This is a genomic window from Agrobacterium sp. 16-172Ci, from assembly GCF_053522725.1.
The window spans coordinates 303,030-326,307 of record NZ_JBNWBW010000002.1 but is presented as its reverse complement, the minus strand read 5'-3'; the positions used below and the strand labels follow the sequence as shown (position 1 = coordinate 326,307).

21 protein-coding genes are annotated in these 23,278 nt (G+C 59.6%); 8 read left to right on the top strand and 13 right to left on the bottom strand.

Annotated features, from left to right (window positions below; translation table 11 throughout):
• Positions 1-37: 37 nt before the first annotated feature.
• The 4 genes from ACQZ40_RS04495 to ACQZ40_RS04480 form a co-directional block, all read right to left on the bottom strand.
• On the bottom strand, positions 38-1,471 hold the full coding sequence (locus tag ACQZ40_RS04495) for a M81 family metallopeptidase (protein WP_448747471.1): 1,434 nt from the start codon (positions 1,469-1,471) through the stop codon (positions 38-40).
• A 10-nt stretch (positions 1,472-1,481) separates the two neighbouring features.
• On the bottom strand, positions 1,482-3,401 hold the full coding sequence (locus ACQZ40_RS04490; RefSeq protein ID WP_448747470.1) for a beta-N-acetylhexosaminidase: 1,920 nt from the start codon (positions 3,399-3,401) through the stop codon (positions 1,482-1,484).
• Between the two features lie 44 nt (positions 3,402-3,445).
• Positions 3,446-4,228, bottom strand: a complete 783-nt coding sequence (locus ACQZ40_RS04485; RefSeq protein WP_448747469.1) for an SDR family oxidoreductase — start codon at positions 4,226-4,228, stop codon at positions 3,446-3,448.
• An 81-nt stretch (positions 4,229-4,309) separates the two neighbouring features.
• Entirely contained in the window at positions 4,310-5,173 is an 864-nt protein-coding gene (locus tag ACQZ40_RS04480; protein ID WP_448747468.1) for a MurR/RpiR family transcriptional regulator, read from the bottom strand.
• 244 nt (positions 5,174-5,417) lie between these two features.
• Here ACQZ40_RS04480 and ACQZ40_RS04475 point away from each other — a divergent pair, with 244 nt between their 5' ends.
• Complete coding sequence (locus tag ACQZ40_RS04475; protein WP_003521277.1) at positions 5,418-5,903, top strand: hypothetical protein; 486 nt, start codon at positions 5,418-5,420, stop codon at positions 5,901-5,903.
• 152 nt (positions 5,904-6,055) lie between these two features.
• On the opposite strand, the gene ACQZ40_RS04470 is transcribed toward ACQZ40_RS04475, so the two are convergent.
• From ACQZ40_RS04470 to ACQZ40_RS04445, 6 genes are all read right to left on the bottom strand, one after another.
• Positions 6,056-7,168, bottom strand: coding sequence for an ABC transporter ATP-binding protein (locus ACQZ40_RS04470; protein ID WP_174036525.1), 1,113 nt, complete (start codon positions 7,166-7,168; stop codon positions 6,056-6,058).
• 188 nt (positions 7,169-7,356) lie between these two features.
• Complete coding sequence (locus tag ACQZ40_RS04465; RefSeq protein ID WP_065656975.1) at positions 7,357-8,589, bottom strand: ABC transporter substrate-binding protein; 1,233 nt, start codon at positions 8,587-8,589, stop codon at positions 7,357-7,359.
• 38 nt (positions 8,590-8,627) lie between these two features.
• Positions 8,628-9,485 carry a carbohydrate ABC transporter permease gene (locus ACQZ40_RS04460; RefSeq protein WP_174036526.1) on the bottom strand — a complete coding sequence of 286 codons (858 nt, stop codon included), beginning with the start codon at positions 9,483-9,485 and terminating at the stop codon, positions 8,628-8,630.
• Positions 9,482-10,366 carry a carbohydrate ABC transporter permease gene (locus ACQZ40_RS04455; protein WP_003521273.1) on the bottom strand — a complete coding sequence of 295 codons (885 nt, stop codon included), beginning with the start codon at positions 10,364-10,366 and terminating at the stop codon, positions 9,482-9,484. The genes ACQZ40_RS04460 and ACQZ40_RS04455 overlap by 4 nt, the downstream gene beginning before the upstream one ends.
• A gap of 12 nt (positions 10,367-10,378) precedes the next feature.
• Complete coding sequence (locus ACQZ40_RS04450; RefSeq protein WP_059759936.1) at positions 10,379-11,560, bottom strand: Gfo/Idh/MocA family protein; 1,182 nt, start codon at positions 11,558-11,560, stop codon at positions 10,379-10,381.
• Between the two features lie 115 nt (positions 11,561-11,675).
• On the bottom strand, positions 11,676-11,858 hold the full coding sequence (locus ACQZ40_RS04445) for a hypothetical protein (RefSeq protein ID WP_065656974.1): 183 nt from the start codon (positions 11,856-11,858) through the stop codon (positions 11,676-11,678).
• Positions 11,859-12,011: 153 nt separating this feature from the next.
• On the opposite strand from ACQZ40_RS04445, the gene ACQZ40_RS04440 reads away from it, so the two are divergent.
• The 4 genes from ACQZ40_RS04440 to ACQZ40_RS04425 are packed head-to-tail and all read left to right on the top strand — an operon-like array spanning position 12,012 to position 15,914.
• Positions 12,012-12,764 (top strand): GntR family transcriptional regulator, encoded by a 753-nt coding sequence (locus tag ACQZ40_RS04440; RefSeq protein WP_448747467.1) that lies wholly within the window; start codon positions 12,012-12,014, stop codon positions 12,762-12,764.
• Between the two features lie 28 nt (positions 12,765-12,792).
• Positions 12,793-13,815, top strand: a complete 1,023-nt coding sequence (locus ACQZ40_RS04435; protein ID WP_448747466.1) for an SIS domain-containing protein — start codon at positions 12,793-12,795, stop codon at positions 13,813-13,815.
• On the top strand, positions 13,812-14,984 hold the full coding sequence (nagA, locus tag ACQZ40_RS04430) for an N-acetylglucosamine-6-phosphate deacetylase (protein WP_448747465.1): 1,173 nt from the start codon (positions 13,812-13,814) through the stop codon (positions 14,982-14,984). Before ACQZ40_RS04435 ends, nagA begins: the two co-directional genes overlap by 4 nt.
• 3 nt (positions 14,985-14,987) lie before the next feature.
• On the top strand, positions 14,988-15,914 hold the full coding sequence (locus ACQZ40_RS04425) for an ROK family protein (protein WP_448747464.1): 927 nt from the start codon (positions 14,988-14,990) through the stop codon (positions 15,912-15,914).
• A gap of 6 nt (positions 15,915-15,920) precedes the next feature.
• Here ACQZ40_RS04425 and ACQZ40_RS04420 read toward each other — a convergent pair whose 3' ends face one another.
• Positions 15,921-17,174 (bottom strand): FAD-dependent oxidoreductase, encoded by a 1,254-nt coding sequence (locus ACQZ40_RS04420; RefSeq protein ID WP_448747463.1) that lies wholly within the window; start codon positions 17,172-17,174, stop codon positions 15,921-15,923.
• A 30-nt stretch (positions 17,175-17,204) separates the two neighbouring features.
• On the bottom strand, positions 17,205-17,906 hold the full coding sequence (locus ACQZ40_RS04415; protein WP_448747462.1) for a phosphatase PAP2 family protein: 702 nt from the start codon (positions 17,904-17,906) through the stop codon (positions 17,205-17,207).
• A gap of 188 nt (positions 17,907-18,094) precedes the next feature.
• Here ACQZ40_RS04415 and dxr point away from each other — a divergent pair, with 188 nt between their 5' ends.
• Positions 18,095-19,288, top strand: coding sequence for a 1-deoxy-D-xylulose-5-phosphate reductoisomerase (gene dxr, locus ACQZ40_RS04410; protein ID WP_448747461.1), 1,194 nt, complete (start codon positions 18,095-18,097; stop codon positions 19,286-19,288).
• Between the two features lie 35 nt (positions 19,289-19,323).
• Here dxr and hemA read toward each other — a convergent pair whose 3' ends face one another.
• Positions 19,324-20,541 (bottom strand): 5-aminolevulinate synthase, encoded by a 1,218-nt coding sequence (gene hemA / locus ACQZ40_RS04405; RefSeq protein WP_078052391.1) that lies wholly within the window; start codon positions 20,539-20,541, stop codon positions 19,324-19,326.
• A 370-nt stretch (positions 20,542-20,911) separates the two neighbouring features.
• Between hemA and ACQZ40_RS04400 the strand changes: the two genes are divergently transcribed.
• Both ACQZ40_RS04400 and ACQZ40_RS04395 read left to right on the top strand, forming a co-directional pair.
• Positions 20,912-21,163, top strand: coding sequence for a YMGG-like glycine zipper-containing protein (locus tag ACQZ40_RS04400; RefSeq protein WP_003492347.1), 252 nt, complete (start codon positions 20,912-20,914; stop codon positions 21,161-21,163).
• Positions 21,164-21,338: 175 nt separating this feature from the next.
• The gene (locus ACQZ40_RS04395; RefSeq protein WP_078052390.1) at positions 21,339-23,264 is read left to right on the top strand and encodes an autotransporter assembly complex protein TamA; all 1,926 of its coding nucleotides are present in this window, start codon (positions 21,339-21,341) and stop codon (positions 23,262-23,264) included.
• Positions 23,265-23,278 lie beyond the last annotated feature (14 nt).

The window sequence follows — 23,278 nt, the reverse complement described above, 5'->3', positions numbered from 1 at the left end:
ACCGCCGGATCGCTGGGTAAAAGCTACCGAACCGCTGTCATCGCCAGCGGGCCGAAAGGATGGGCTGAGGGGTATAATCGAAATGCGGCTTCCATGGGTAAAAATCGCCGTCCCGGCGGCGATTGGGAAGGTTTTCGATATCCTGATTGATGACCCCTTCCGTCAGCGCCATGAGGTTAGGATTGGCTATAGGCGCAAGCTCCGGTGAGAGATAACCGGACTTGACGACCAGCAGCCGCACCTCCTTTGGATTAAAGCCGAGACGGGTGAAATCGGAAATCATGTGATAGGGCCTGCGCCGCGCCGCCAGAATGACCGTGATGCCGCCGATGGCGACCACTGCCTGCCGCTGGTCAGCAGCACCTGGATCGTCCAGTTTCACAACGCGGGCCTCGACGGTCACGGACGGGCTCTGCGGATCGAGACTGCCGCCGATCTTCAGGGAAAGCGCAGCACCTTCGCCGGCCGCAAAACAGGCTTCGACCACCGGCCTGTCGGTGATGCCGCCCAGCAACGCGCCCTGCCAGTTGCGCGCAATCAGCGCAGCCAGAACATCGGCGCGATCGCCCACCCCACCGCCGGTCGGGTTATCGCCGGAATCGGCCAAGATGATCGGCCGCGTTACCGTGTTTTCGGCGATATCCAGAATGGCCTCGAGCGGCTCTGTCACGGGGCCGAAACGAAAATCCTGCCGGGCATTCCAGTAGGATTGCGCGATCTCGGTCGCGACCGCCTGTGCGGCCGCTTTGTCCGTTCCCGTCACCACGGCGCAGGCCGTCGCCCGGGGTTCGTCCGCCCAGACGTAGCCGATCATAAAATTCGCATCCCAAATGCCGGGCCGCGCATCGTGATCCGGCAGAACGGCATAAAGGCTTTTGGCAGGTTCGTCTTCCGTGGAGGTCTTCTCACCCGGCAGCAGAACCGGAATTTTCGCCCAGGCGACGCCGGGCTTTTCGCCCGTCTTCAGGGCCTTCAGCAGCATCGTCCACGCCCGCACCATCGTCTCGCGCACATCGATATGCGGCGCAGTTCGATAGCCGGCAAATATGTCGAGCTGATCGATGATCGTCTGGCTGACATTGCCGTGCAAGTCATAGCTCGCAGAGACCACGACATCCGGCCCGACGACGGCGCGGGCGCTTGAAATCCAGTCACCTTCCGCATCGTCCATGCCTTCGACATTCATCGCGCCATGCATGGCGAGATAAAGCCCGTCCAGCGGCAGGCAGGCCTTAAGGCGTTCGAGAAACTCCGCCTTGAACGCCTCATAGGCCACGCGCGAAACCGGTCCACCCGGCACCGCCCGCGCATGCAGGAGCGGCAACACGTCCGCCCCGCCCTCGCCGAGGAAATTGAAATATTCGGCCTCCAGCAGTTCCGCGCCGCGAAAGACGCGAAAATCCTGCTCGCCCATCAGCACCGGCGAATAGGTGCTGCATTCGGTATGAATTCCACCAACGGCAATACGCATGTCGCCTTCCTCAATAAACCGGGTTCAAGGGGACGATGGCCGCAAAACGCAGCCAGTCCTTTTGCGCCTTTGGCGTCCACGCCGCCTCGGCAATCGCCGGCAGACGGGGGAAAACCAGATGGTTGAAATAGGCGCGATTGAGGAAATGTTCGGACCAGATGCAAGCCTGAACGCCCTTCATCCGCTCCTTCAACTCCTCGGGAAACTCGCCGACAGCCTCATAGGCATAAGTATGCGAAGGCGGAACGGTGCCGGCCCAGCTTGCGCCCGGCTCCTGCCATGCTTCATCCTGCACCATGTCGAGATAATAGGCCTGACCCGGTGTCATCACCACGTCATAGCCCTGCTTTGCAAGTTCAAGCCCGACTTCCGGCTTCTGCCACGCCATCAGCAACGTTCCGGCGGGATCGACGCCGCCGCCGTGGGAAACCTCGTCCCAGCCAGCAAGCTGGCGGCCGCGCTCATGCAGCATCGCCTGAATGCGCTTCATGAAATAGGACTGGATACCGAAGGTGCCGTCGAGCCCTTCCTTTTCCATCAGCGCCTTGGCAAGCGGCGAGGCCAGCCACGACCCATCCGCAACCTCATCGCCGCCAATATGGATCAGCCGCGACGGGAACAGCTCCACCATCTCGTCGAATATCTTGCCGAGGAATTCATAGGTCGGCTCGATGGCCGGGTTGAGCGCATTGTTCGGATATCCCTGCACAGAGCGGTAGCTATCCGGCGCTTCCTGCCCGTCCGTCAGCTCCGGATAGGCCACGAGAGCCGCCGTGCTGTGGCCGGGAATATCGACTTCCGGCACGATTTCGACGTTCAATGCCGCCGCATGCGCAACGACCATGCGCACCTCATCCTGTGTGTAATAGCCAGACACCGGCTCAGCCCCGTTACCGAGCTGCGGCAGAAGCGGCGCATCCGGGCCGCGCGTTGCGCCAACGGTGGTCAGCAGCGGATAGGCCTTGATTTCGAGCCGCCATGCCTCGTCATCCGTCAGGTGCCAATGGAAGCGGTTCATGCGCAACCATGCGAGAATATCGATAAGCCGCAGGACATCGCCTGTCGGATAGAATTGCCGTGAGACATCGAGATGGCAGCCACGCCAGCTATAACGGGGCGCATCGCTGATGGTGCCGGAGGCAGGGAAGCGGAATTGGGGATCGATGCGCGCGCCATGCAGCAGCTGCGCCAGAACCGTCAGGCCATATTGCAGACCGGCAGCGGCCGAATATTCCACGACCACCGCTTCTTTTGAAAAAGTGAGGCGATAACCTTCCGCTTCCAGCCCGCTATGCCGCTTGAAGCGAAGCGGTTTTCCCTCATGAACCGGCGCAAGGCTGAAGGGCACGTGCCCGACGGCAAAGAGCCGGCGGAACAGCGAAAGCACGGTTTCCACCGCAAGCACTTCTTCTGCACCCGCATCTTCCGCTGGGAAGAGCGCGACGGGAAAACCGTCGCCCGGTTCGGCGTCGATTTCAGCGGGCCAGGGCTGGATGGAAAAGGGCAGATCGAGCTTGCCTTCCGGAAGCAGCACCGGTGCCGGCTCGCTGTGACGCCCATCCAGCATCAGGTCACCGACTTCGACGGCGCGATGCGTTCCATCGGCAAGGCTGACATAAGCGGATTTCGCGCCATCCGTGCGATGCCGGGCCGGCCGCAGCAGGCCATCGACGGTGAAGCGCCAGGATTTCCCCGGCTCGAGCACGAAGCCCGGCGGCGGTGCAAACTCATGGAAATTGGCGTTGCGGCGCAGGTAAACGGCATTGTCGCAAGCGGGCTTGTCTACCGTCCGCGTCAACGACGTGTAGACGATGCGAAAATCCTTCAGCGGCTCGCGGGAAAGATTGACCAGGGTAAAGGTAAAACCGCCGGAGGCGGAATCTTTGAGCGGATGCCAGGAATTTTCGAGACGATAATGTGCGAGCGCCATGATGCTCCCCTTTATTGCGCATTGAGCCCTCAGAAGGGCTTCGGTCAGTAATGTTCGGATTGCGAGAAGGTCCGGGCCAGCGGCGCCTGCCCCGCCGTCAGTCCGCAATCGACCGGCAGGCACACGCCGCTGATCGCCTCCGCCTGTGGGCCGGCCAGAAAGGCGACGGCGTTGGCCACATCTTCGGGCCTCACGATGCGTTGCAGCGGATACCAGTGCTTCGCCTCTTCGAAGACCTGAGGATTGGCGGCGGCCCGCGCCTCCCATGCCTGGGTGCGCACGGTGCCCGGCGCAACGGCATTGGAACGGATGCCGAATTTGCCGTATTCCACGGCGATCAGCTTGGTCAGATGGATCAACCCGGCCTTCGCCGCGCTATAGGCCGGATGGCCGAACACCGCCATGCCGTTCACGGACGTGATATTGACCACCGACCCCTGGGTCCGCTTCAACGCCTCTTCGAAAGCCCTGAAGCAGAGAAACGGCGCTTCCAGATTGAGGGCATTGTCCCTGCGCCATATATCGGCGGTCGTGTCGTGCAGGCTGACCGCTCTTGCCGCACCCGCATTGTTGACGAGGGTTACAACATCGCCCAGCTCCGCAACCTCGGCGGCCAGCCTCGCAAGGTCCTGCAGATCGGTGACATCGCAGGTTTTCGCAACGAAGCGGGGACTGGAAAGCAGGGATAGCGCGCTCGAAAGGGCGTCGGGATCGATATCGACCAACACGACCTTTGCATGGCTTTCAGCGAGCGCCGTGGCAATTGCCCGGCCAATATCACCTGCCGCGCCGGTAACGACGGCGAGCTGGTCTTTCCTGTCCTTCATCTCCTACAACTCCCTTGAAGCTTTCCGACCCGCCACAAAGCGGGTCTCAGGCAAACCAGCCTGAATTTTCGTCAGCCCGCCTCAGTCACCGAGCAATTGCTTGTCATCCGGGTCACGATGTTCCACGAGCTGCTGCTTGATATGACGCAACGTCACCATCGATCGTTGCCGTTGATGATAGGCAGCAAGCGTCGCCAGAACATCGACGGCGGCCAGATAGGCGTAGCGCGATGAGGTGGGGCGGAAGATATTGTTTCCCTCGGGCACATTGACCGCCACCACCATGTCGGCGGCCGCGGCAACAGGCGTGTCGCTTTGGGTGAGCGCAATGGTGGTGACCCCCATTTCCCGCGCCAGCCTGAAACATTTCACCAGTTCCATGTTGCGGCCTGAAAAGGACGAACCGATGATGACATCTTCCTTGCGCGCCGCAGCCGTCATCATCAGCTGCATGCTGTGATCGGCGCTGGTCGAAACGCGCAGGCCCAGGCGGAACAGCCGATTCTGAATTTCCGAAGCGATCATCGAGGAGTTGCCGCCTGCGCCGAAGGCATAGATCATGCCGCTATTGGCGATCCTGATCGCCGCTTCATCGGCAAGGGCGGGATCGAGCGTCCTGTGCAACAGGAAAAGCGCTTCCTGTGCCTTGGCGAGCACCTCTTCCGCCACATCCGAGGGACCAGTGCTGGAGGGTTCGGAGGTGAGGTATCGAATACCCACATAGGCCGTCTTGGCGAGGCTGACCTTGAAATCCGAAAAGCTCTGGCACCCCAGCCGACGGCAGAACCGCGTCACGGTCGGCGGAGACACTTCGGCGCGGGCCGCCAGCTCGATGATCGAGGCATTGACGGCGAATTCGAAGTCCGAAACCAGAATATCGGCAATCCGCCGCTCCGACTGCGAGAATTGTGCCCTGTCTTCCTGTATTTTTGCGAAAATATCCATGTTCACCGGGTCTCCGTTCCGCCAAAACTTAAGGCTTGGCCCCGTTTCCGATGCACCCTAAGAAAGCGCGCCCGTCAACCGCATAGATCCATGAATCGAGGATGTTTCGTCTTGCTGACGACACCGCGCGCACCTTTGATTTGAAAATTATTTTCTCTGTTGATTGAGAGATGAGCATATGCCAACAATCAACACCAGAGAAATCTCCAAATCTTGAAAATAATTTCAATAATGGACCCAAACCATGCGTGATCCCTTCAAAAACCCCTTTCCCGAAACAGATATCGCCCGCCATTCCATCTGGGAGATGCTGGTAACGCGGGACATCGACGCTTTTCTTGCTGCCGACTGGTCGAAGGTCGCGGATGATTTCGTCGAAGACGGCTTTCTCGGCATCAACGCCAACCGGGATGCGAACCCAGACAATTGGCGCCTGTCGTTCCCTTCGCTCAGCGCCTATCGCGACGAGTGGCTGCGGCAGGCGCAGGATTTTCAAACCCAGCAATTCGCAGATAACCCGCGCGATGCGATCTTTGCGACCACCACGCTGGAAGAAATCGAAGTGGAAGGTGAGACCGCGCTGGTGCGCAAAAAGTTCGACGGTGGGCTTCGCAAGGCCGATGGCAGCTTCGACGTCATGAAATGGCAGACGCTCTATTATTGCCGGCTGCATCAGGGACGCTGGAAGATCAGCGGTTTCACCGGCTACATGCCCAACCCCATGCCGTGATCCGGCGGACATCTGGAAAAGCTTCGCACGCCGGGCCGAAAGCCCGGCGTTGTTTTTTCGTCTGGAAGGGGCGGAAAAATGCTGCCGGGGACGGATCGCGTCAGGAACAGCCGGGCATGGAAAAACAGATAACATGGCCCGGCTCCTGCGCCTTACTGGATCAACTTGAGGACTGAAAGATCGACGCGCCGCTCCAGCGCAATGCCGCTTTCGTCAAACAGATGGCAATCCGATGCCTTGATACCGGTGACGATGGGCTCGTCCACGACCACAGGTGCGGAGCCGGAAAGCAGCGCGCAATAATTCTCACCCGTCGGCGCGACGCCATAGGCAATGGTATTGACCCCGAGCCGCTCGATCACGCTGGGCGCGACCGTGACATTGAGGTCGGCCGTTTCGAGGCCGGTATGTTCCGGGCGGATGCCGAGCGTCAGCAGCGTGCCTTCAAGACCGGCGCGGGGCTCCACCGGCACGGTGATCGTCTGGCCCTCATATTCCACCGTCACACCCTCGGCGCTGACGGATTTGCACGTGACCTTCAGGAAATTCATTTTCGGGTTGCCGATGAAACCTGCCACGAAGAGGTTAGCCGGCTTGTGATAAAGCTCGAGCGGCGCACCGACCTGGGCAATTTCGCCGGCATTCAGCACCACGATACGGTCGGCCATGGTCATGGCTTCCACCTGATCGTGGGTGACATAGATCATCGTCGCCTTCAGCGTCCGGTGAAGATTGGTGAGTTCGATGCGCATATCGGCGCGAAGTGCTGCATCGAGGTTGGAAAGCGGCTCGTCGAACAGGAATATCTTCGGTTCGCGAACGATGGCGCGGCCGATCGCCACGCGCTGGCGCTGACCGCCGGACAACATGCCCGGGCGCTGCTGCAGACGCTGATCGAGCTGGAGAATCTTGGCGACGCCCTCGACCTTCTGCTTGATCTTGTCCTCCTCCATCTTCTCGACGCGCAGCGGAAAAGCGATGTTTTCAAAAACCGTCATGTGCGGGTAGAGCGCATAGGACTGGAAAACCATGGCGATGCCGCGTTTGACCGGCGGCAAGTCATTGACCTTCACGCCGTTAATGACGACGTCGCCAGCGGAAATATCCTCAAGGCCGGCGATCATGCGCAGCAATGTGGATTTGCCGCATCCCGAGGGGCCGACAAAAACGACGAACTCGCCATCCCTGATGTCGAGCTGAACGCCCTTGATGACTTCGAAATGTCCATAGTTCTTGCGGACGTTGTTGAGATAAAGCTGACCCAAGACTTGCCTCTCCCGTCAGCGGCCGACATCTGGCCACGTTCAGAGATGTTCCGAAACAGGGGCAAAGCCACACCGGATCGGAACCGTTGAAAACAGGGGGAAAGAGCATCCCGGAAGACGCAAGGCATTCCCACGGCGAAACTTGCCGGATGCGGACGGCCAGCGCCCGCATCCGTGCTCATGAAAGATTATTTATACTGCTCGAGAGCCGAAGCCGCTTTCTTCGCGGCATCTTCCGGGCTTGCCTTGCCGGTAACGACAGACTGCACCATTTCGATCATCGTGTCCTGGAAGCCCTTGTAGTCCGTGAAGAGCGGCTCAGGACCACCATAGGCGATACCGTCGATCAGCGGCTTCCAGAAGGGATCCTTGGCGATGAATTCATCGACCTTCGGCGACGGACGCAGCGGGGTGAGGCCCGCGCCGCCCTGCAGTTCGTATTCGCCCTGCGGACCGGGAGAGGTGATGAATTTGGCGAATTCGGTCGCCTTTTCTTCCACGCCGGTTCCCTTGAAGATCGCAAGGCTGTCGGTGATGAGCAGCGTGCCGGGACCCTTTGCTTCCGGGCCGAGCGGCAGCGTGGCGATGCCCCAGTTGATCTTAGTTTCCTGCAGGCGCGTGGCGGCGCCCGAACCGGCCTGGATCATGCCGACCTTGCCATCGAGGAAGATGGCGCGGATTTCGTTCTGCTCATAGGCCGTCGGGCCTTCGACGGAATAGGGCGTGATGTCCTTATAGGCCTTCAGCGCTGCAACAACCTGCGGGCTGTCGACGGTGATCTTGTCGCCGTCGATCACCTTGCCGTTGTTGGTGTAAACCCAGTGCATGAACTGGTGCATGGTATTGTCGAAGGTCTTGGCCGGCAGGCCGTAACCGGCGATGCCCGTCTTTTCCTTGATCTGCTTGGCAAACGCGATCTCTTCGGCCCAGGTCTTCGGCGGCGTTTCCGGATCGAGACCCGCCTGCTTGAACAGGTCCTTGTTCCAGTAAAGCGCCTTGGTCGAGAAGGCGACCGGCACGCCCCACTGCGTGTCCTCGAAGGTCACGGTGTCAACGATGTTGGGGTAGTAGCTCTTCTTTTCGTCTTCAGTCATCGGCACCGGAACGATGAGATCGTTCTGCGCGAACTGCTTCAGCGTGCGCGAACCCACATAGGCCATGGCGACCGGTGTGCCGGCAGCGGCGAGCGTGGTCGCCTTGTCCTGGCACTGGGCCCAGCCGACGACCTCAGGCACGACCTTCCAGCCCTCGTTCTTGCCTTCCCATTCCTTGATGTATTTCTCATGGATGGGGTCCATCTTGTCGCCGCAATAGATCCAGCTGATCTCCTTGTCGGCGGCGTGCGCCGTCACCGTCGTAAGGGCAGTGGAACCGGCAAATGCGAAAGCGCAGAGCGCCAATCCGTAATGTTTCAGTGCCATAGGTAGTCTCCCGTTTTGGTGGTCGTTCCGGTTGTTGATTATTTCACCGCGCCGGCGGTCAGGCCGCTGACGAGATATCGTTGCATGAAGAAGATCACGACCATGGCCGGCGCAATGCCGACGAAGCTGGCCGCCATCAACTCATTCCAGATGACTTCCTGGCGACCGAAATAGGCGAAGAGGCCGATGGGCAGCGGCATATATTCGGTCTTGGAATTGAAGGTGAGCGCGAAGATGAACTGCTGGGCGTAAGCGCCGATGAAGGTGGTGATGGAGACGACGGCGATGCCCGGCATCGCCAGCGGCAGGATCACCCGGCGGAAGGTATAGAAATAGCTCGCACCGTCCACATAGGCCGCCTCTTCCAGTTCCCGCGGAATACGCAGCATATAGGTGCGCAACAGCCAGATGGCGGTGGGGATCAGGAAGGCCGCGCCGGGAATGATCATCGCCAGATAGGTGTTCAGCACACCCATGTTGCGCATCAGCCGGTAAAGCGGGATCAGAAGCACCGCGCCCGAAAACATGTTGATCGCCAGAAATGCGCCAAGCAACTGCCCACGCCCACGAAACTCGAAACGGGCGAAAGCATAAGAAGCCGGCACCACCAGGATGAGGACGATGATGGTCGAAATGGTGGAGATGAAGAAGGAGTTGAAAACGTAGCGGGCAAAGCCCGGAACGCTGACCCACATGGTCCGGTAGGCTTCGAAGGAACCGTTTTCCGGCCAGAACTTGTAGGGCGAAGAGAAAAGCAGGCTGAGCGGCTTCAGCGAAACCAGAAATCCTTCCACGAAGGGCGCCAGCACGAAGGTCAGGAACACGGCGATACCGCAATAAATCCCGACGATTTCATACCACCTGTAGCGGTTGATCATCGCATTCTTGTCGGTCATCGGCTGGCCTCCTGCGAGATGCGGCTGGTAATGCGGAAGTAGAAATAGGTGAAGATCGACAGGAAGATGCAGATCAGCACGGCGCGCGCAGCACCCTCACCATATTTGTAAGAGCCGATCGCCGTCTTGTACGTGTCGATGATCATGGTCGTCGTCTGGCCGGTCGGTCCGCCCTGCGTCAGGATCCAGATGATATCGAAGGAATTGAAGGTCGAAATCAGCGAGATCATCGACATGGTAATCATGGCCGGCAGCATCAGCGGCAGAGTGATACGGCGGAAGCGGTAGAAGCGGCTTGCCCCGTCTGTCCACGCGGCCTCGTAGAGATCCTGCGGAATGGCCTGGATGGCCGCCAGCAGATAGAGCGTCACCATCGGCACGCCGATCCAGACGTCGGTGACGATCGTTGCCCAGAAGGCCGTTCTGCCATAGGCGAGGAACGCGACCGGACCATCCACCAGGCCGAGGTTCTGGAGCACCCCGGAAATCATGCCGAACTGGCCGTTATACATCCAGCCCCACATGAAGATGCCAATAGCCATCGGCACGATCCATGGCGGCATGGTCAGGATACGGAACAGCGCCCGGCCGGGCACGGCCGAATTCAGCAAGACCGCACCGAATGTGCCGATGATCATCTTTATCGAGACGGAAAAGAACGTCCAGATAAAGGTCCGCGTGATGACATCGGCAAAAGTCGCGTTGAAAATCTTCTCGTAGTTGATGAAGCCGACCCAATTCGTCGTTTTTCTAAGCGACGCATCGGTAAAGGACAGGATGAAGGTATCGACGAGCGGATAAGCAACGATAACCGTGATGTATAAAAGCGCCGGCAGAAGAAGAAGCCAGGCAAAGACGACCGCGCTGCGTTTCGCATCCATCGCGCCGCCCCCTCAAGCCGATTTCACAGCGGGGGATTTCGGCTGCCCGTGCAGCGCCAAATCGTATTCCTCCCACACCGGCTTGAGATCGATCACTTTACGGCCATGGCGCGCTTCATCCATGGCAAGCGCCAGAATACCGGCCTCGATCGCATCGAGCGCGGAAACCGGAAGGGCCGCACCCTTGACGATATGGGCGATAACGTCCTCGGCCATCTGCTCGTCCGCGCCATAATGCTGCGAGAGCGCGGTTGCCGCCGAATAGGTCTTGGCCACGGTCTTTTCATTTGTCCGGGCATTGTGCACGTTCAGGAAGCCGCGCACGAAATCGCCCTCGGCCATGCCCTTGGCGCCAATGACGCAGAAACGGCGGAAATCGTCGGGAACGTTGAGATTGGTATGGAAGGCGAGCGACGCGCCGTTCTCATATTCGACGATCGCCGTCTGGTAATCGATGATGTCGCCGTCGCTGTCGAAGACCTTGTCGGAACCCATCCAGCCGCTCGGCTTGCGATGGTAAACCTCCATGTCGTTGATGCCGTCATGCTGCGGCGCGTTTGCCGGCGTGAAGCTCTTGCGCCCGCCGAAGCTCGAGACGAAACGCGGCCGCGCACCGACCACGCCGTTATAGAGATCGAGGTCGTGGCAGCATTTTTCCAGCATGAAGGAGCCGGAATAATTCTCGTAACGCCGCCAGTCGCGCATGAAGAATGCGCCGTGATAGGGCGGGATATGCTCCGAGGCCTCGATGGAAACGACATCGCCCAGCTTGCCTTCGGCCTGCGCGGCGCGCAGATCGCGGTAGAGCGGGGAATAACGCAAAACCAGACCGACGAGCAGCCGCTCATGCCCGTGCTTGTTGAGCAGCCGGGCGAGCTCAAGGCTTTCCTCGATGCTGACGACGATGGGTTTTTCCGAGAAGATGGTGCAGCCGGCCTCAAGCCCGATACGGATATGCTCCAGATGCATGTGGTTCGGTGAGCCGATCATCAAGAGATCGAATTTTTCGTTTGCGATCAGCGCCTCGGGACTATCGTAAGCCTTGCCGGCCGAAATGCCCTTTTCCTGCAGGCCCGGCAGGCCCGCCGGCGCGGGATCGACGTAACCGACGATCTCGAAATCCTTGTCGATCTCATGAAAAACGTAGCCCAGATAACCGAGACGGAATCCGAGTCCGATAATTCCCACCTTCATGAACTTTGTTCCCTGTTCATTCGTAATTCATTTTCGCAGAAGCGACCATTTCTGTGCTGGTCATCCAGTTATCTGCGATAATTTCCTGCCACGATGAAATTAATTTTCACAACGGTCAAGCTAAATTCGATTTCGCAAACGCTGCCGCGAGTCGAAAACCGATTTTCCCGGCGCGACGGATGCGAAACGCATCGCCGCCGACCACCGACGTAAAAAACAATACCAAAAAAATGCCAATCGTCCAGAGCAATTCCGTTATCGAGAAAATTTTTTTGGTTAATGCGAAAATATCAAGCATGCAGCCTTATTATTCGGCAAAATATCGAAAAAACCACCGATTAATCGTACAAATCTAGCAATGGTTCTATTTTGGTATTGCTGATTACGCGGCATATGATATAGCCAGAGCCGGCCATATCGCCGACCACATGGATCGTGACAGAGGTTATGGATGAACGGGGCAGCGCTTAATCTGGACGACCTGCAATCAGGCGGCGGCCCGCTTTACCTGAAACTGCGCCAGACGATTGAAGACGCCATCAATGGCGGCCGCCTGAAGCACGGCGACGCCTTGCCGCCGGAGCGGGATATCGCCGAAAGCGCCTGCGTCAGCCGCGTCACGGTGCGCAAGGCGGTGGACGATCTCGTCCGCGACGGCCTTCTCGTTCGCCGGCACGGTTCGGGTACTTTCGTCGTCAAGCCCATCACCCGCATGCAGCAGCCCCTTACCAAGCTCACCTCGTTTACCGAGGACATGCGCCGGCGCGGAATGACGGCGAGCACCCGCTGGCTGGACAGGGGCCTATTCCACCCGACCGGCGACGAGATGATGGCGCTCGGCCTTTCCCAATCCGCCATGGTGGCGCGGCTCACGCGTCTGCGTCTTGCCAATGACCAGCCAGTCGCACTCGAAGTTACCAGCCTGCCGGGCGATATCCTGCCTGACCCGCAACTGGTGGAAAACTCGCTTTATCTGGAGCTTGAGAAAAACGGCATTCGCCCGGTGCGCGCCATTCAGCGCATCTCCGCCCGTAACCTCACCGATGAGGAAACATTGCTGCTCGGGGTTCCGCCGGGCTCGGCAGCGCTTTCCGTTCAGCGAATGGCCTATCTGGAAAGCGGGCGCCTCATGGAAATATCCCGCGCGCTGTACCGCAGCGACGCCTATGACCTCGTCGCCGAACTGACGATGGGGCCCGAGTGACAAATCTCTTGATCAAGGACATGAAACGATGACAACCCTGATGCGCCAGGAAATCGATGAGATTCCCGATGCAGTCGCCCGCCTGCTGGACAATGCCAATGCCGACTTCCACGAAGCCGGAGACAGGCTGAAGGCCCGTGACCCGGCCGTTATCGTCACCATTGCACGCGGCTCCTCCGACCACGCCGCGCATTTTCTGAAATATGCGATCGAATTGCAGACCGGGCTTCCGGTCGCTTCGCTCGGCCCCTCGCTCGCCTCGATCTACCAGACGAAACTGCGGCTGGACCGGGCGGCGGCCTTCGCCGTCTCGCAATCGGGTAAAAGCCCTGACATCGTCGCTCTGGCGGAAAGCGCCCGCAAGGGCGGTGCGCTCACCTTCTCGCTTGTCAACACCCTGCCCTCCCCGCTCGGTGAGGCGGCCAATCACGCCATCAATATCCAGGCGGGCCCTGAAAAGGCGGTGGCCGCAACCAAATCTTTCGTCAACTCCATCGTCGCTGGCCTCGCAATCCTTGCCGAATGGACGGAAGACAGCCTGCTCGCCAAAGCCGTCAGCGCCTTGCCGCAGAATTTCGCCAAGGCCATCGCACTCGACTGGAGCCAGATCGGCGAAGCGGTCAAGGGTGAGGAATCGCTCTATATGCTGGGCCGCGGTCCGGCGCTGGCCATTGCCGCGGAAGCCGCGCTGAAATGCAAGGAAACCTGCGAACTCCACGCGGAGGCCTATTCGTCGGCGGAAGTGATGCACGGCCCCGTTTCGCTGGTCGCACCGAAATTTCCCGTCATCGCTTTTGCCGCGCGTGACCGCGCCGAAACCTCCGTGACGGATATCGCGGCCGGTCTCGCCGGCAAGGGCGCAAGTGTTTTCGTCACCTCCGCAAAAGGTAGCCCGGCCAAGCCCCTGCCGTTTGTGGAAACCAATCACCCGCTGACAGACGCCCTGTTGCTGATCGCGCCGTTTTACGGCTTCATCGAGCAATTGTCGCGCGCCCGCGGCTTCAACCCGGATGCGCCCGTGGCATTGAAGAAGGTAACGGAAACCCAATGAGTAGCAGCAAGGCATTTGTCGGCGCCCGCATTTTCGATGGCGCCGCGTGGCACGATGGCAAAGCGCTCGTGACCGGTGATGGCCGTGTTGCCAACATCGTCGACCGCATGTCCGTGCCCGCAGACGCCGAAATCATCGATGCGGAAGGACTGCTCATTGCGCCAGGCTTCATCGACCTTCAGGTCAATGGCGGCGGCGGCGTGATGTTCAATAACGAGCCGGATGTGGAAGGCATTGCCCGCATCTGCTCGGCCCATGCGCAATTCGGCACCACGGCGCTGATGGTCACACTCATCACCGACCGGCCGGATATCACGGCCAAAGCCGCCGAAGCCGGCATCGCCGCGCACAAGGCAGGGGTGCCCGGCTTTCTCGGCCTCCATTTCGAAGGGCCGCATCTTTCCGTCGCCCGCAAGGGCACCCATGATCCGGCGCTGATCCGAAAGATGGAAACGGCCGATCTTGCGGTTCTGACGGGCTGCAAGACGAAGCTTCCCTTCGTGCTGACAACCATCGCCCCGGAAAACGTAACCGAGGCGCAGGTCACAGCGCTGCACAAAGCCGGCATCGTCGTCAGCCTCGGCCATACCGATGTGGGCCTTGGCGTCGCGACGGCCTATGCCGAGGCAGGCGCATCCATGGTGACACATCTCTTCAACGCCATGAGCCCGCTCGGCCATCGCGAGCCGGGACTGGTGGGTGCGGCACTTTCGAACGGCAAGCTGGATTGCGGACTGATCGCTGACGGCTTCCATGTCGATCCTGCAGCGATCGGCATTGCGCTTCGCGCCAAGAATAATCCCGGGCGCATTTTCCTCGTCACCGACGCCATGTCCACCATCGGCACGGATGATGACGGTTTCGAACTGAACGGCAGGCGCGTCTATCGCAACGGCGGCAGGCTGACGCTGGCCGACGGCACGCTGGCGGGGGCGGATATCGATATGCTCTCCTGCATACGCTTCATGCATGAAAAGCTGGACACACCGCTGGAAGAAGCCTTGAGAATGGCGTCTGCTTATCCCGCCGAGGCAATCGGCGCTTCCGGCAAGGGTAAGCTCCTGCCCGGCTTCGATGCGGATTTCGTCATGCTGACGCCCGACCTTCAGATGCATTCGACATGGATCGGTGCAGAAAAAATCCACGATGCCACCCGTTCCGGAGCCTGAATCATGATCGTTTGTTTCGATATAGGCGGAACGACCATCAAGGGCGCTATTGCCTACGCTCCCGACGATATTCGGCCCGTGCCGCGTATCCCGACGCCCAAGACCAGTTTCGAAGACTTCGCCGCCGGCCTGAAATCCGTCATCGACAATAGCGGCGGCACACCCGCCTGCGTGTCGCTGTCGATTGCCGGTGTCATCGATCCCGACACCGGCAAAGCCACTGTCGCCAATATTCAGAGCATCCATGGCAGGGTCTTGAAGGACGAGCTGGAAAAGGCGCTGAACCTTCCCGTCATCGTATCGAACGATGCGGATTGCTTCGTGATCGCCGAATCGGAAATCGGTTCCGGACGGGGTCATCGCGTGGTCTTCGGCGTCATCCTCGGAACGGGTGTCGGCGGCGGGCTGGTGATCGACGGCAAGCTCATCAACAGCGACGGCGGTTTCGCCGGCGAATGGGGACATGGGCCGGTGGCCGCGACATTGGCCGGAAATCCGCCGGTTTCGCTGCCGCGTTTCGAATGCGGTTGCGGGCTTACCGGCTGCGTCGACGCAATCGGCAGCGCCCGTGGCATGGAAAAACTACATTCGCATCTTCACCAGCAGGCGATGACCAGCGAGGATATTATTGCAGCCTGGCAGGCGGGCGATGCGAAGGCCGCAAGAACCATCGATGTCCTTATCGATATTCTCGCCTCGCCTCTGGCAATGGTGATCAACGTTACCGGCGCAACCATCGTGCCGGTCGGCGGCGGACTTTCGAATTCGAAGGCGCTTCTCGCCGCTCTGGACGAGGTGGTAAGGAGCTGCATTCTGAGGCGCTTCGACCGCCCCCTGGTCGTGCCCGCCATTTGCCGCATCGAGCCGGGGCTGATCGGATCCGCCGTTATCGGGCTGAAGTATGAGAAAGAAGCCGCCGGCACTGCCTGAGCGGCATCACATCGTCTCGATCTTTTCCCGGCGGAAACCCAGCCCCACCAGCCGGCCGGTCAAATGGGAAAGAAGCGGAAACCGCATGATGGCCAGCACAAAGGCTGGCGGTCCCTTCGGTTTTTCCGCATCTGCCCGTCCCTTTTTGCCGCCGATACGCATCATCCGCTGCAGAAATTGCGTGGCCTTGGTCGGGAAGGATCGCCGCTTTTCAATTGCGGCGAGATCATCATCGGCAATGGCCCGGCCGGAGACGAGCACCGGCACCAATATATTGGCCACCGCAACCGCATCCTGAATGGCCAGATTAATGCCGACACCGCCGACGGGGGACATGGCGTGGGCCGCATCACCGATGCAGATCAGGCCGGGTTTCCACCAGCGCTTCAGCCGGTCGATACGGACGGTCAGGAGATGCACATCGTCCCAACTCTTGAGCTCATCGAGCCTTTCGCGTGGGAAAGGGCAGATTTCCGCAACCCTGTCCCTGAAGGCTTCAATTCCCTGTAGCTTTATGTCAGCGAAAAACCCCTTTCGCACCACATAACCGCATTGCCAGTAATCGCCCCGGTTGATCATGACGAAACCCTGCCGCGAGCCGGCATGCCCCATGGTTTCCGTCGGATCGTCGGGCTGTTTCGAAAGGCGCATCCACAGCACCTCCGTCGGAATGCCGAAGCGCTGCACTTCCAGCCCCGCCGCCTCGCGGACGGTGGAGTTGCGCCCATCCGCCCCCACCACCAGATCGGCCTCTATCTCGATGATGCCTTCCGGCGTGCTGACCGTGAGACCGCCGATATGGCCACCGCGCTCGATCAGTCCGGTCACCGGCGCATTCATCAGCAATCGGAAATTTTCGTATTGTCCCGCCTTGCCGACAATGAAATTGAGAAAATCCCATTGCGGCATAAAGGCGATGAAGCGGTGGCGGACCGGCAGGCGGGAAAAATCCGCTATCGTGATACGCTCGCCGCCGATAACCGCATTCAGCCTTGGTGCACGTGTGTGCGGCAGGCTCAGAAACTCATCGATGAAACCGAGTTGCTCCATCAATTCAAGCGTTGAAGGGTGGATGGTGTCGCCGCGAAAATCGCGGAGAAAATCCCCGTGTTTCTCGACGACCACAACATCGATACCGCTGCGCGCAAGCAGCAGGCCAAGCATCATGCCCGCCGGCCCGCCACCGGCCACGGCGACGGACGTGCGGATGCGCTGAACGGCACCGCCGTCATTTCGCGGAGCGATTGTCGCTTCTTCCATCACCTTCCCCCTAAATCCCGCTTGAGGTCCTTATCGCGTATCCGCCGCCGGGAGGTTTACATTCTTTGGCTGCGGCCAGCCCTGCGCATCGAACCGGAACAGCATTTCGGACCGGGCAAAGATAAAGGCGAAGGCCATGGCCGTCCACATGCCGAGCAACAGCCCGGCGGCGACATCGCTTGGATAATGTGCGCCGACGATGACACGCGAAACACCGATGAAAAGGGCAAGCAGGAGAAACGCCCAGCGGAAGCGCGGCATCAACATGGCGAAAGCGCCGAAAAATGCCCCGGCGGCGGTCGAATGGCCCGAGGGGAAACTTTCATAGAGATTGTCGCCGGTAAATGGGGTGAGGCTATAGGCGCCCATTTCCAGCAGAAGCTCCGGCCGTGCCCGTCCTATCAGGAATTTCAGCGTATGGACGAGAATGCTCGCCGTTCCGATCGTCAGAAAGAAATAGGTAAGAAGCCGCCATGCCGTCCTCAGCCGTCCATTATAGGTCTGCGCCTTTAAAACCCGTGCAGCGACATAGGCCAATATCGCCAGAAGGCCAGTGGAATAGAGCATCCAGCGGAAGGTTCCGAAATCGGTAATCGCCCGATTGAAGGAGACCACGCCGCCTGGCAGCGCCTGCGCGCTTTCGGAAAGACGCGGATCAAAAGGAATGAAGACAAGGACCAGCACAAGGCTTGCCGCAAAAATCCACCCGCTGGAAACCAGAAAACGTCGCATCGATATCCTCTCATTGTTTTTCTTGCATATGGCTTTGCCTTCCGCAAAAACAATAGCCCCGGCTTTGTCCTTGTTATGGCTGGTTTTCGCGGGTAGAGGCTAAGGAATGTTGCTCGAAAGTGCATGGCGTTTTCGGGAAAACGACGTGCACCGAGAGGTGCGAACCGGAAACGACCGACGGACTGAAAATGACGAATGCCAGTGAAATGCCACGCAAGCTGACAATATTGGGTTCGACCGGTTCGATCGGCACCAATACGCTGGATGTCGTCCGCCAACTGGGTGGCCGCGACGCGTTCGAGATCACGGCTTTGACCGGCGCGGGCAACATCGCGCTTCTGGCGGAACAGGCGCGGGAATTCGGCGTGCGGCTTGCGGTTACCGCCGAGGACGACAAATACGAAGCGCTGAAATCGGCCCTTGCCGGCACCGGCATCGCGGTTGCGGCAGGTAAATCCGGCCTCGAAGAGGCCGCGTCGACGGATGCCGGCTGGGTGATGGCGGCGATTGCCGGAACCCCCGGCCTTGCACCTACTCTTACAGCCGCACGGCGTGGCGCAGACATAGCGCTCGCCAACAAGGAATGCCTGGTTTCGGCTGGCGATGTTTTTCTGCGCACGGTCAAGCAGGGCGGCGGCAGGCTGATCCCGGTCGACAGCGAGCACAGCGCAATCTTCCAATGCCTGACGGGCGAACACAAGCAGGCCGTGGAACGCATCGTGTTGACCGCATCCGGCGGCCCGTTCCGCACCTGGTCGCGCGAGGAGATGGCCAATGTCACGGCGGATATCGCCCGCGCCCATCCCAACTGGTCGATGGGGCTGAAGGTTTCCATCGGCAGCGCCTCCATGTTCAACAAGGGGCTGGAAATGATCGAGGCGAAATATCTCTTCGATCTCAGGCCCGATCAGGTGGAGGTGATCGTCCACCCGCAGTCGATCATCCATTCGATGGTGGGTTACACCGACGGCTCCTATATCGCCCAGCTCGGCTCTCCCGACATGCGCACTGCGATTTCTTATGCCCTCACCTATCCGCAACGCGGCAATCTAAGTGTCGAGCGGCTGGATTTTGCAAAACTTGCGCGGCTCGATTTCGAAGCGCCGGATGAGGCCCGTTTCCCGGCGATCCGTCTGGCTCGCACCGCGCTGGAGCGCGGCGGTCTACAGGGCGCTGCCCTGAACGCCGCCGAAGAGACCGCCTTTCACTCTTTCGTTGCGGGCGATATCGGTTTTCTCGATATGGCCGAGATCGTCGAAACGGTCATGGACCGCATGCATGACGGCCGCTCCGCCGCCACGATTGAAGATGTCTTCGCAGCGGATGAGGAGGCCCGTCGTCACGCCCGCGAATTGATCGCCACCAAAGAAAAGGCCGCGTAAACGCGGCCCGGTCTTCTCTTATCTAAACTGCGGCCTCACGCCACCGCCCGCGCCAGCGCACAATGCGACCAGAGCTGGTGCAGCGCGCCGACCAGATGCTCGATATCGGCATCGCTGTGCAGCGGTGTCGGCGTAATGCGCAGGCGCTCGGTCTTGCGCGGCACGGTCGGATAGTTGATCGGCTGCACATAGACACCGTGACTGTCGAGCAGGATATCCGAAATCCATTTGCACTTGGCGGCATCACCCACCATGACAGGCACGATGTGGCTTGGGTTGTCCATGTGCGGAATACCGCGCGCATCGAGAAGGCCGCGAAGCTTGCGCACCCGGTCCTGATGGCGGGCGCGCTCGAAGGGGCTTGCCTTCAGATGCTGAATCGACGCAATCGCACCGGCGGCAAGCGACGGCGGCAGGGCCGTCGTGAAGATGAAGCCGGAAGCGAAGGAGCGGATGAAGTCGCAAACTGCCGTGGAGCCGGTAATATAGCCACCCATGACGCCGAAGGCCTTGCCGAGCGTTCCCTCGATGATCGTCAGGCGATCCATCAGGCCTTCGCGCTCGGCAATGCCGCCGCCACGCGGTCCATACATGCCAACGGCATGAACTTCGTCGAGATAGGTCATGGCGCCATAACGGTCGGCCAGATCGCAGATTTCCTTGATCGGAGCGATATCGCCATCCATCGAATAGACGGATTCGAAGGCGATCAGCTTCGGCGCATTCGGATCCGCCGCCTTGAGCTTGGCTTCGAGGTCTTCGAGATCGTTGTGCTTCCAGATCACCCGCTCGCAGCGGCCATAACGGATGCCTTCGATCATCGATGCATGGTTGAGCGCATCCGAGAAAATGATCAGGCCCGGAATTTTCTGACCGAGCGTGCCGAGGGTGGCCCAGTTGGAGACATAACCCGAGGTGAAAATCAGCGCCGATTCCTTGCCGTGGAGATCGGCAAGTTCGCGCTCGAGCAGGACGTGGTAGTGGTTGGTGCCAGAAATATTCCGGGTGCCTCCCGCACCCGCGCCACAGTGATCGATGGCGGCCTTCATGGCTTCGATGACTTTCGGGTTCTGGCCCATGCCGAGATAGTCGTTGGAGCACCAGACGGTCACATCCTTGCGCTCGCCATTGGCGTTATACCGTGTCGCACGTGGGAAATTGCCCTGCTGGCGCTCGATATCCGCAAAAACGCGATAACGTCCCTCAGAATGCAGGCTTTGCAGTTCCGTCGTGAAAAATGCCTCGAAGTCCATGCCATGCTCCAGAATTGACCAGATCGTTTTGTGCCTCGACACCGGGACCGTCAACCCTTGCGGGCCACATTAACCGCGTCTGCGTCAATTCGCCGTTGTTTTGAACCATTCCAATAAACCGTTTATAGAACCCGATGAAAAGTACAAAATTGATTCACATCAAAAAACCCGGATTTTTGGAACCTTTTTTGCGCCGCGCCGTTGTTTGGGACGCAATCGATTACGCTCGGAGGAATGCCGAAAGTGGAGGCTTCCCTAAACGACATCGAATTGTTAGTTATCTGTGGCGGTCGGAGGTAGCAGTCGCCGCAGATAAATATGGGACGCCTACCGAGCCACAAGAGCTCATTGTAACGTTGGAGAGAGTTTCATGAAAAAGGCAATCATATTTGCGCTGGTCGGCCTGTCGCTCGCAAGCTGCACGCAGACCGAAAAGGGAGCTTCAATCGGCGCCGTTTCCGGTGCTGTCCTTGGCGGCGCTATCACGGGCAACGTTCGTGGCGCGGCAGTGGGTGCGGCAATCGGCGGCGTGGGCGGTGCCCTCATCGGCAATGCTTCCGAACCGGGCTATTGCTATTATCGCGACCAGTACGGTCAGCGTTACACGGCGCGTTGCCGCTAATCGCTTCGCGAAATACCGTTGCACAGAAGCCCCGGTCAACCGGGGCTTTTTGCGTTTTGGGCGGCAAAACACAAGCGCAAGGGTCCTCAAAGCCGTTTATTTATGATTAAATTGCAATGTTAACGGACAGGAAACGGGTTAGGGCGACAATAAAGGCTCAACCATAAAGCAGCTTATGCGAAGAACACGAACTAACCCGAAGACAGGTATTGCGTATCGGAAAGCTGGCACCGCGCTTGCGGTTGCTGTGACGTTCGCCCTGTATCCGGCGTTTACCCGTGATGCCTTTGCCTTCAAACTGTTCGGCATGCGCCTCTGGGGTTCGGAAGAACCCGAGGTCGAGGTTATCAACCCCGTCAAATACGCCGTCACGCTCGATGCCACGGACGCCGATAGTTCCCTGAAAGACAGCCTGGAAAACAGTTCGCTTCTTCTTGCCGACAAGGACAAACCGGCCTCCGGCGATCTTGGCCTTCTGATAAAGGCAAGAGACGACCGGGACAGGCTGATCGCGGCGCTTTATGAAAACGCCCGTTATGGCGGCATCGTCAAGGTCACCGTTGCCGGCAAGGATGTGGATAGCCTGCCGCCCAATCCGGTGTTCGATCATTCCGCTCCGGTACCCGTGGTCATTACGGTTACGCCCGGCCCGGTCTTCAAACTCGGCAATGTCAGGCTTGAAGGCGATGTCACCGGCCGCAACCTTGAGGAATATGGCCTGACGACCGGCGGCGACGCGGGTTCTCTCGCCATCATCCGCGCCGGCAACAAGCTGATCGATGATCTGAAGGCCGAAGGCCGTCCGCTTGCGAAGCTGACGAAACGCGAGGCCGTCGCCAACCACGCGACAAACACGGTGGACATTACCATGGCGGCCGAAGGCGGTCCCGTGGCGCCCCTCGGCACGGTGACCGTCACGGGTGAAAAAACCGTCGATGGCGATTTTATCCGCCGTTATTCGCGCCTCAATGGCGGCGAGCCCTATTCGCCGGAAAAACTGCGCAAGGCCGCCGACCGGCTGCGACAGCTCGGCGTCTTTTCCAGCCTGACCATCAAGGAAGCGGGAACGCTGGCGCGCGACGGCACCATTCCGCTTACCATCGAGGTTTCGGAAGGCAAGCACCGCTATTTCGGCGTCGGCGCGCAATATTCCACCACGGAAGGCATCGGCCTCCAGGGTTATTGGGGTCACCGGAACCTGTTCGGGCAGGCGGAATCGCTGCGTATCGAAGGTTCGGTTTCGCGCATCGCAGAGGCATCGAGCGTCGAAGGCATGGATTATTCGGCGGGTATCACTTTCACCAAGCCCGGCATGTTCAATCCACGCACCACCTTCAAGACCAGCCTGATTGCCAAGACCGAACATCCCGATACATACGATGCCAAGACCGTGACTGGTACGGCCGGTTTCGCCTACGAGCTGAACGATACCGATACAGCCGCAGCCGGCCTTGAGGTGCAATGGGCCGATACGGAAGACGCATTCGGCAAGAACGAATATCTCACCACCTCCATCCCGCTGGAATTCGTTCGTGATACACGCGACGACAAGCTCAACCCGACCGAAGGCTTTCGCGCCTCTGTGGCCGCCAAGCCGAGCTATGAAGCACTGAACGGCACCTTCTTTTCCTCTTTCGAAGGCTCCATTTCGGGCTACAAGGGACTTGGCGCCGAGGACAGGCTGATCATGGCCGGAAAGCTTTCCGGCGGCGTGCTGGTCGGTGGCAGCGATCTGCAGGACATACCCACCACCAGGCGCTTTTATGCCGGCGGCGGCGGATCGGTACGCGGCTACAGCTATCAGGAAATATCGCCCTATAATGCCGCCGGCGATGCGACGGGCGGCCGCTCCTATGTCGTCGGCTCCATCGAGGCCCGCATCAAGGTCACCGACACGATCGGCATCGTCCCCTTCATCGATGCGGGTGTGGTTTCGGAAGACGTGGCACCCGATTTTTCCGATATCCGGGCTGGCGCCGGTATCGGTCTGCGTTACGCGACGCCCTTCGGGCCTCTGCGTCTCGATGTCGCCATGCCGCTCGACAAATACGATGGTGGCAACAGTTTCGGCATTTATGCTGGCATCGGTCAGTCTTTTTAAACGCCGCAGTCGAA

Bases quoted from the DNA above. Each gene is read 5' to 3' on its own strand.
- ACQZ40_RS04490 (WP_448747470.1), bottom strand. From the start codon at position 3,401: ATGGCGCTCGCACATTATCGTCTCGAAAATTCCTGGCATCCGCTCAAA.
- ACQZ40_RS04450 (WP_059759936.1), bottom strand. From the start codon at position 11,560: ATGAAGGTGGGAATTATCGGACTCGGATTCCGTCTCGGTTATCTGGGC.
- nagA (WP_448747465.1), top strand. From the start codon at position 13,812: ATGAGTAGCAGCAAGGCATTTGTCGGCGCCCGCATTTTCGATGGCGCC.
- hemA (WP_078052391.1), bottom strand. From the start codon at position 20,541: ATGGACTTCGAGGCATTTTTCACGACGGAACTGCAAAGCCTGCATTCT.
- ACQZ40_RS04460 (WP_174036526.1), bottom strand. From the start codon at position 9,485: ATGACCGACAAGAATGCGATGATCAACCGCTACAGGTGGTATGAAATC.
- ACQZ40_RS04455 (WP_003521273.1), bottom strand. From the start codon at position 10,366: ATGGATGCGAAACGCAGCGCGGTCGTCTTTGCCTGGCTTCTTCTTCTG.
- ACQZ40_RS04425 (WP_448747464.1), top strand. From the start codon at position 14,988: ATGATCGTTTGTTTCGATATAGGCGGAACGACCATCAAGGGCGCTATT.
- ACQZ40_RS04495 (WP_448747471.1), bottom strand. From the start codon at position 1,471: ATGCGTATTGCCGTTGGTGGAATTCATACCGAATGCAGCACCTATTCG.
- ACQZ40_RS04445 (WP_065656974.1), bottom strand. From the start codon at position 11,858: ATGCTTGATATTTTCGCATTAACCAAAAAAATTTTCTCGATAACGGAA.
- ACQZ40_RS04480 (WP_448747468.1), bottom strand. From the start codon at position 5,173: ATGGATATTTTCGCAAAAATACAGGAAGACAGGGCACAATTCTCGCAG.
- ACQZ40_RS04435 (WP_448747466.1), top strand. From the start codon at position 12,793: ATGACAACCCTGATGCGCCAGGAAATCGATGAGATTCCCGATGCAGTC.
- ACQZ40_RS04420 (WP_448747463.1), bottom strand. From the start codon at position 17,174: ATGGAAGAAGCGACAATCGCTCCGCGAAATGACGGCGGTGCCGTTCAG.
- ACQZ40_RS04465 (WP_065656975.1), bottom strand. From the start codon at position 8,589: ATGGCACTGAAACATTACGGATTGGCGCTCTGCGCTTTCGCATTTGCC.
- ACQZ40_RS04400 (WP_003492347.1), top strand. From the start codon at position 20,912: ATGAAAAAGGCAATCATATTTGCGCTGGTCGGCCTGTCGCTCGCAAGC.
- ACQZ40_RS04395 (WP_078052390.1), top strand. From the start codon at position 21,339: ATGCGAAGAACACGAACTAACCCGAAGACAGGTATTGCGTATCGGAAA.
- ACQZ40_RS04440 (WP_448747467.1), top strand. From the start codon at position 12,012: ATGAACGGGGCAGCGCTTAATCTGGACGACCTGCAATCAGGCGGCGGC.
- ACQZ40_RS04485 (WP_448747469.1), bottom strand. From the start codon at position 4,228: ATGAAGGACAGGAAAGACCAGCTCGCCGTCGTTACCGGCGCGGCAGGT.
- dxr (WP_448747461.1), top strand. From the start codon at position 18,095: ATGACGAATGCCAGTGAAATGCCACGCAAGCTGACAATATTGGGTTCG.
- ACQZ40_RS04475 (WP_003521277.1), top strand. From the start codon at position 5,418: ATGCGTGATCCCTTCAAAAACCCCTTTCCCGAAACAGATATCGCCCGC.
- ACQZ40_RS04415 (WP_448747462.1), bottom strand. From the start codon at position 17,906: ATGCGACGTTTTCTGGTTTCCAGCGGGTGGATTTTTGCGGCAAGCCTT.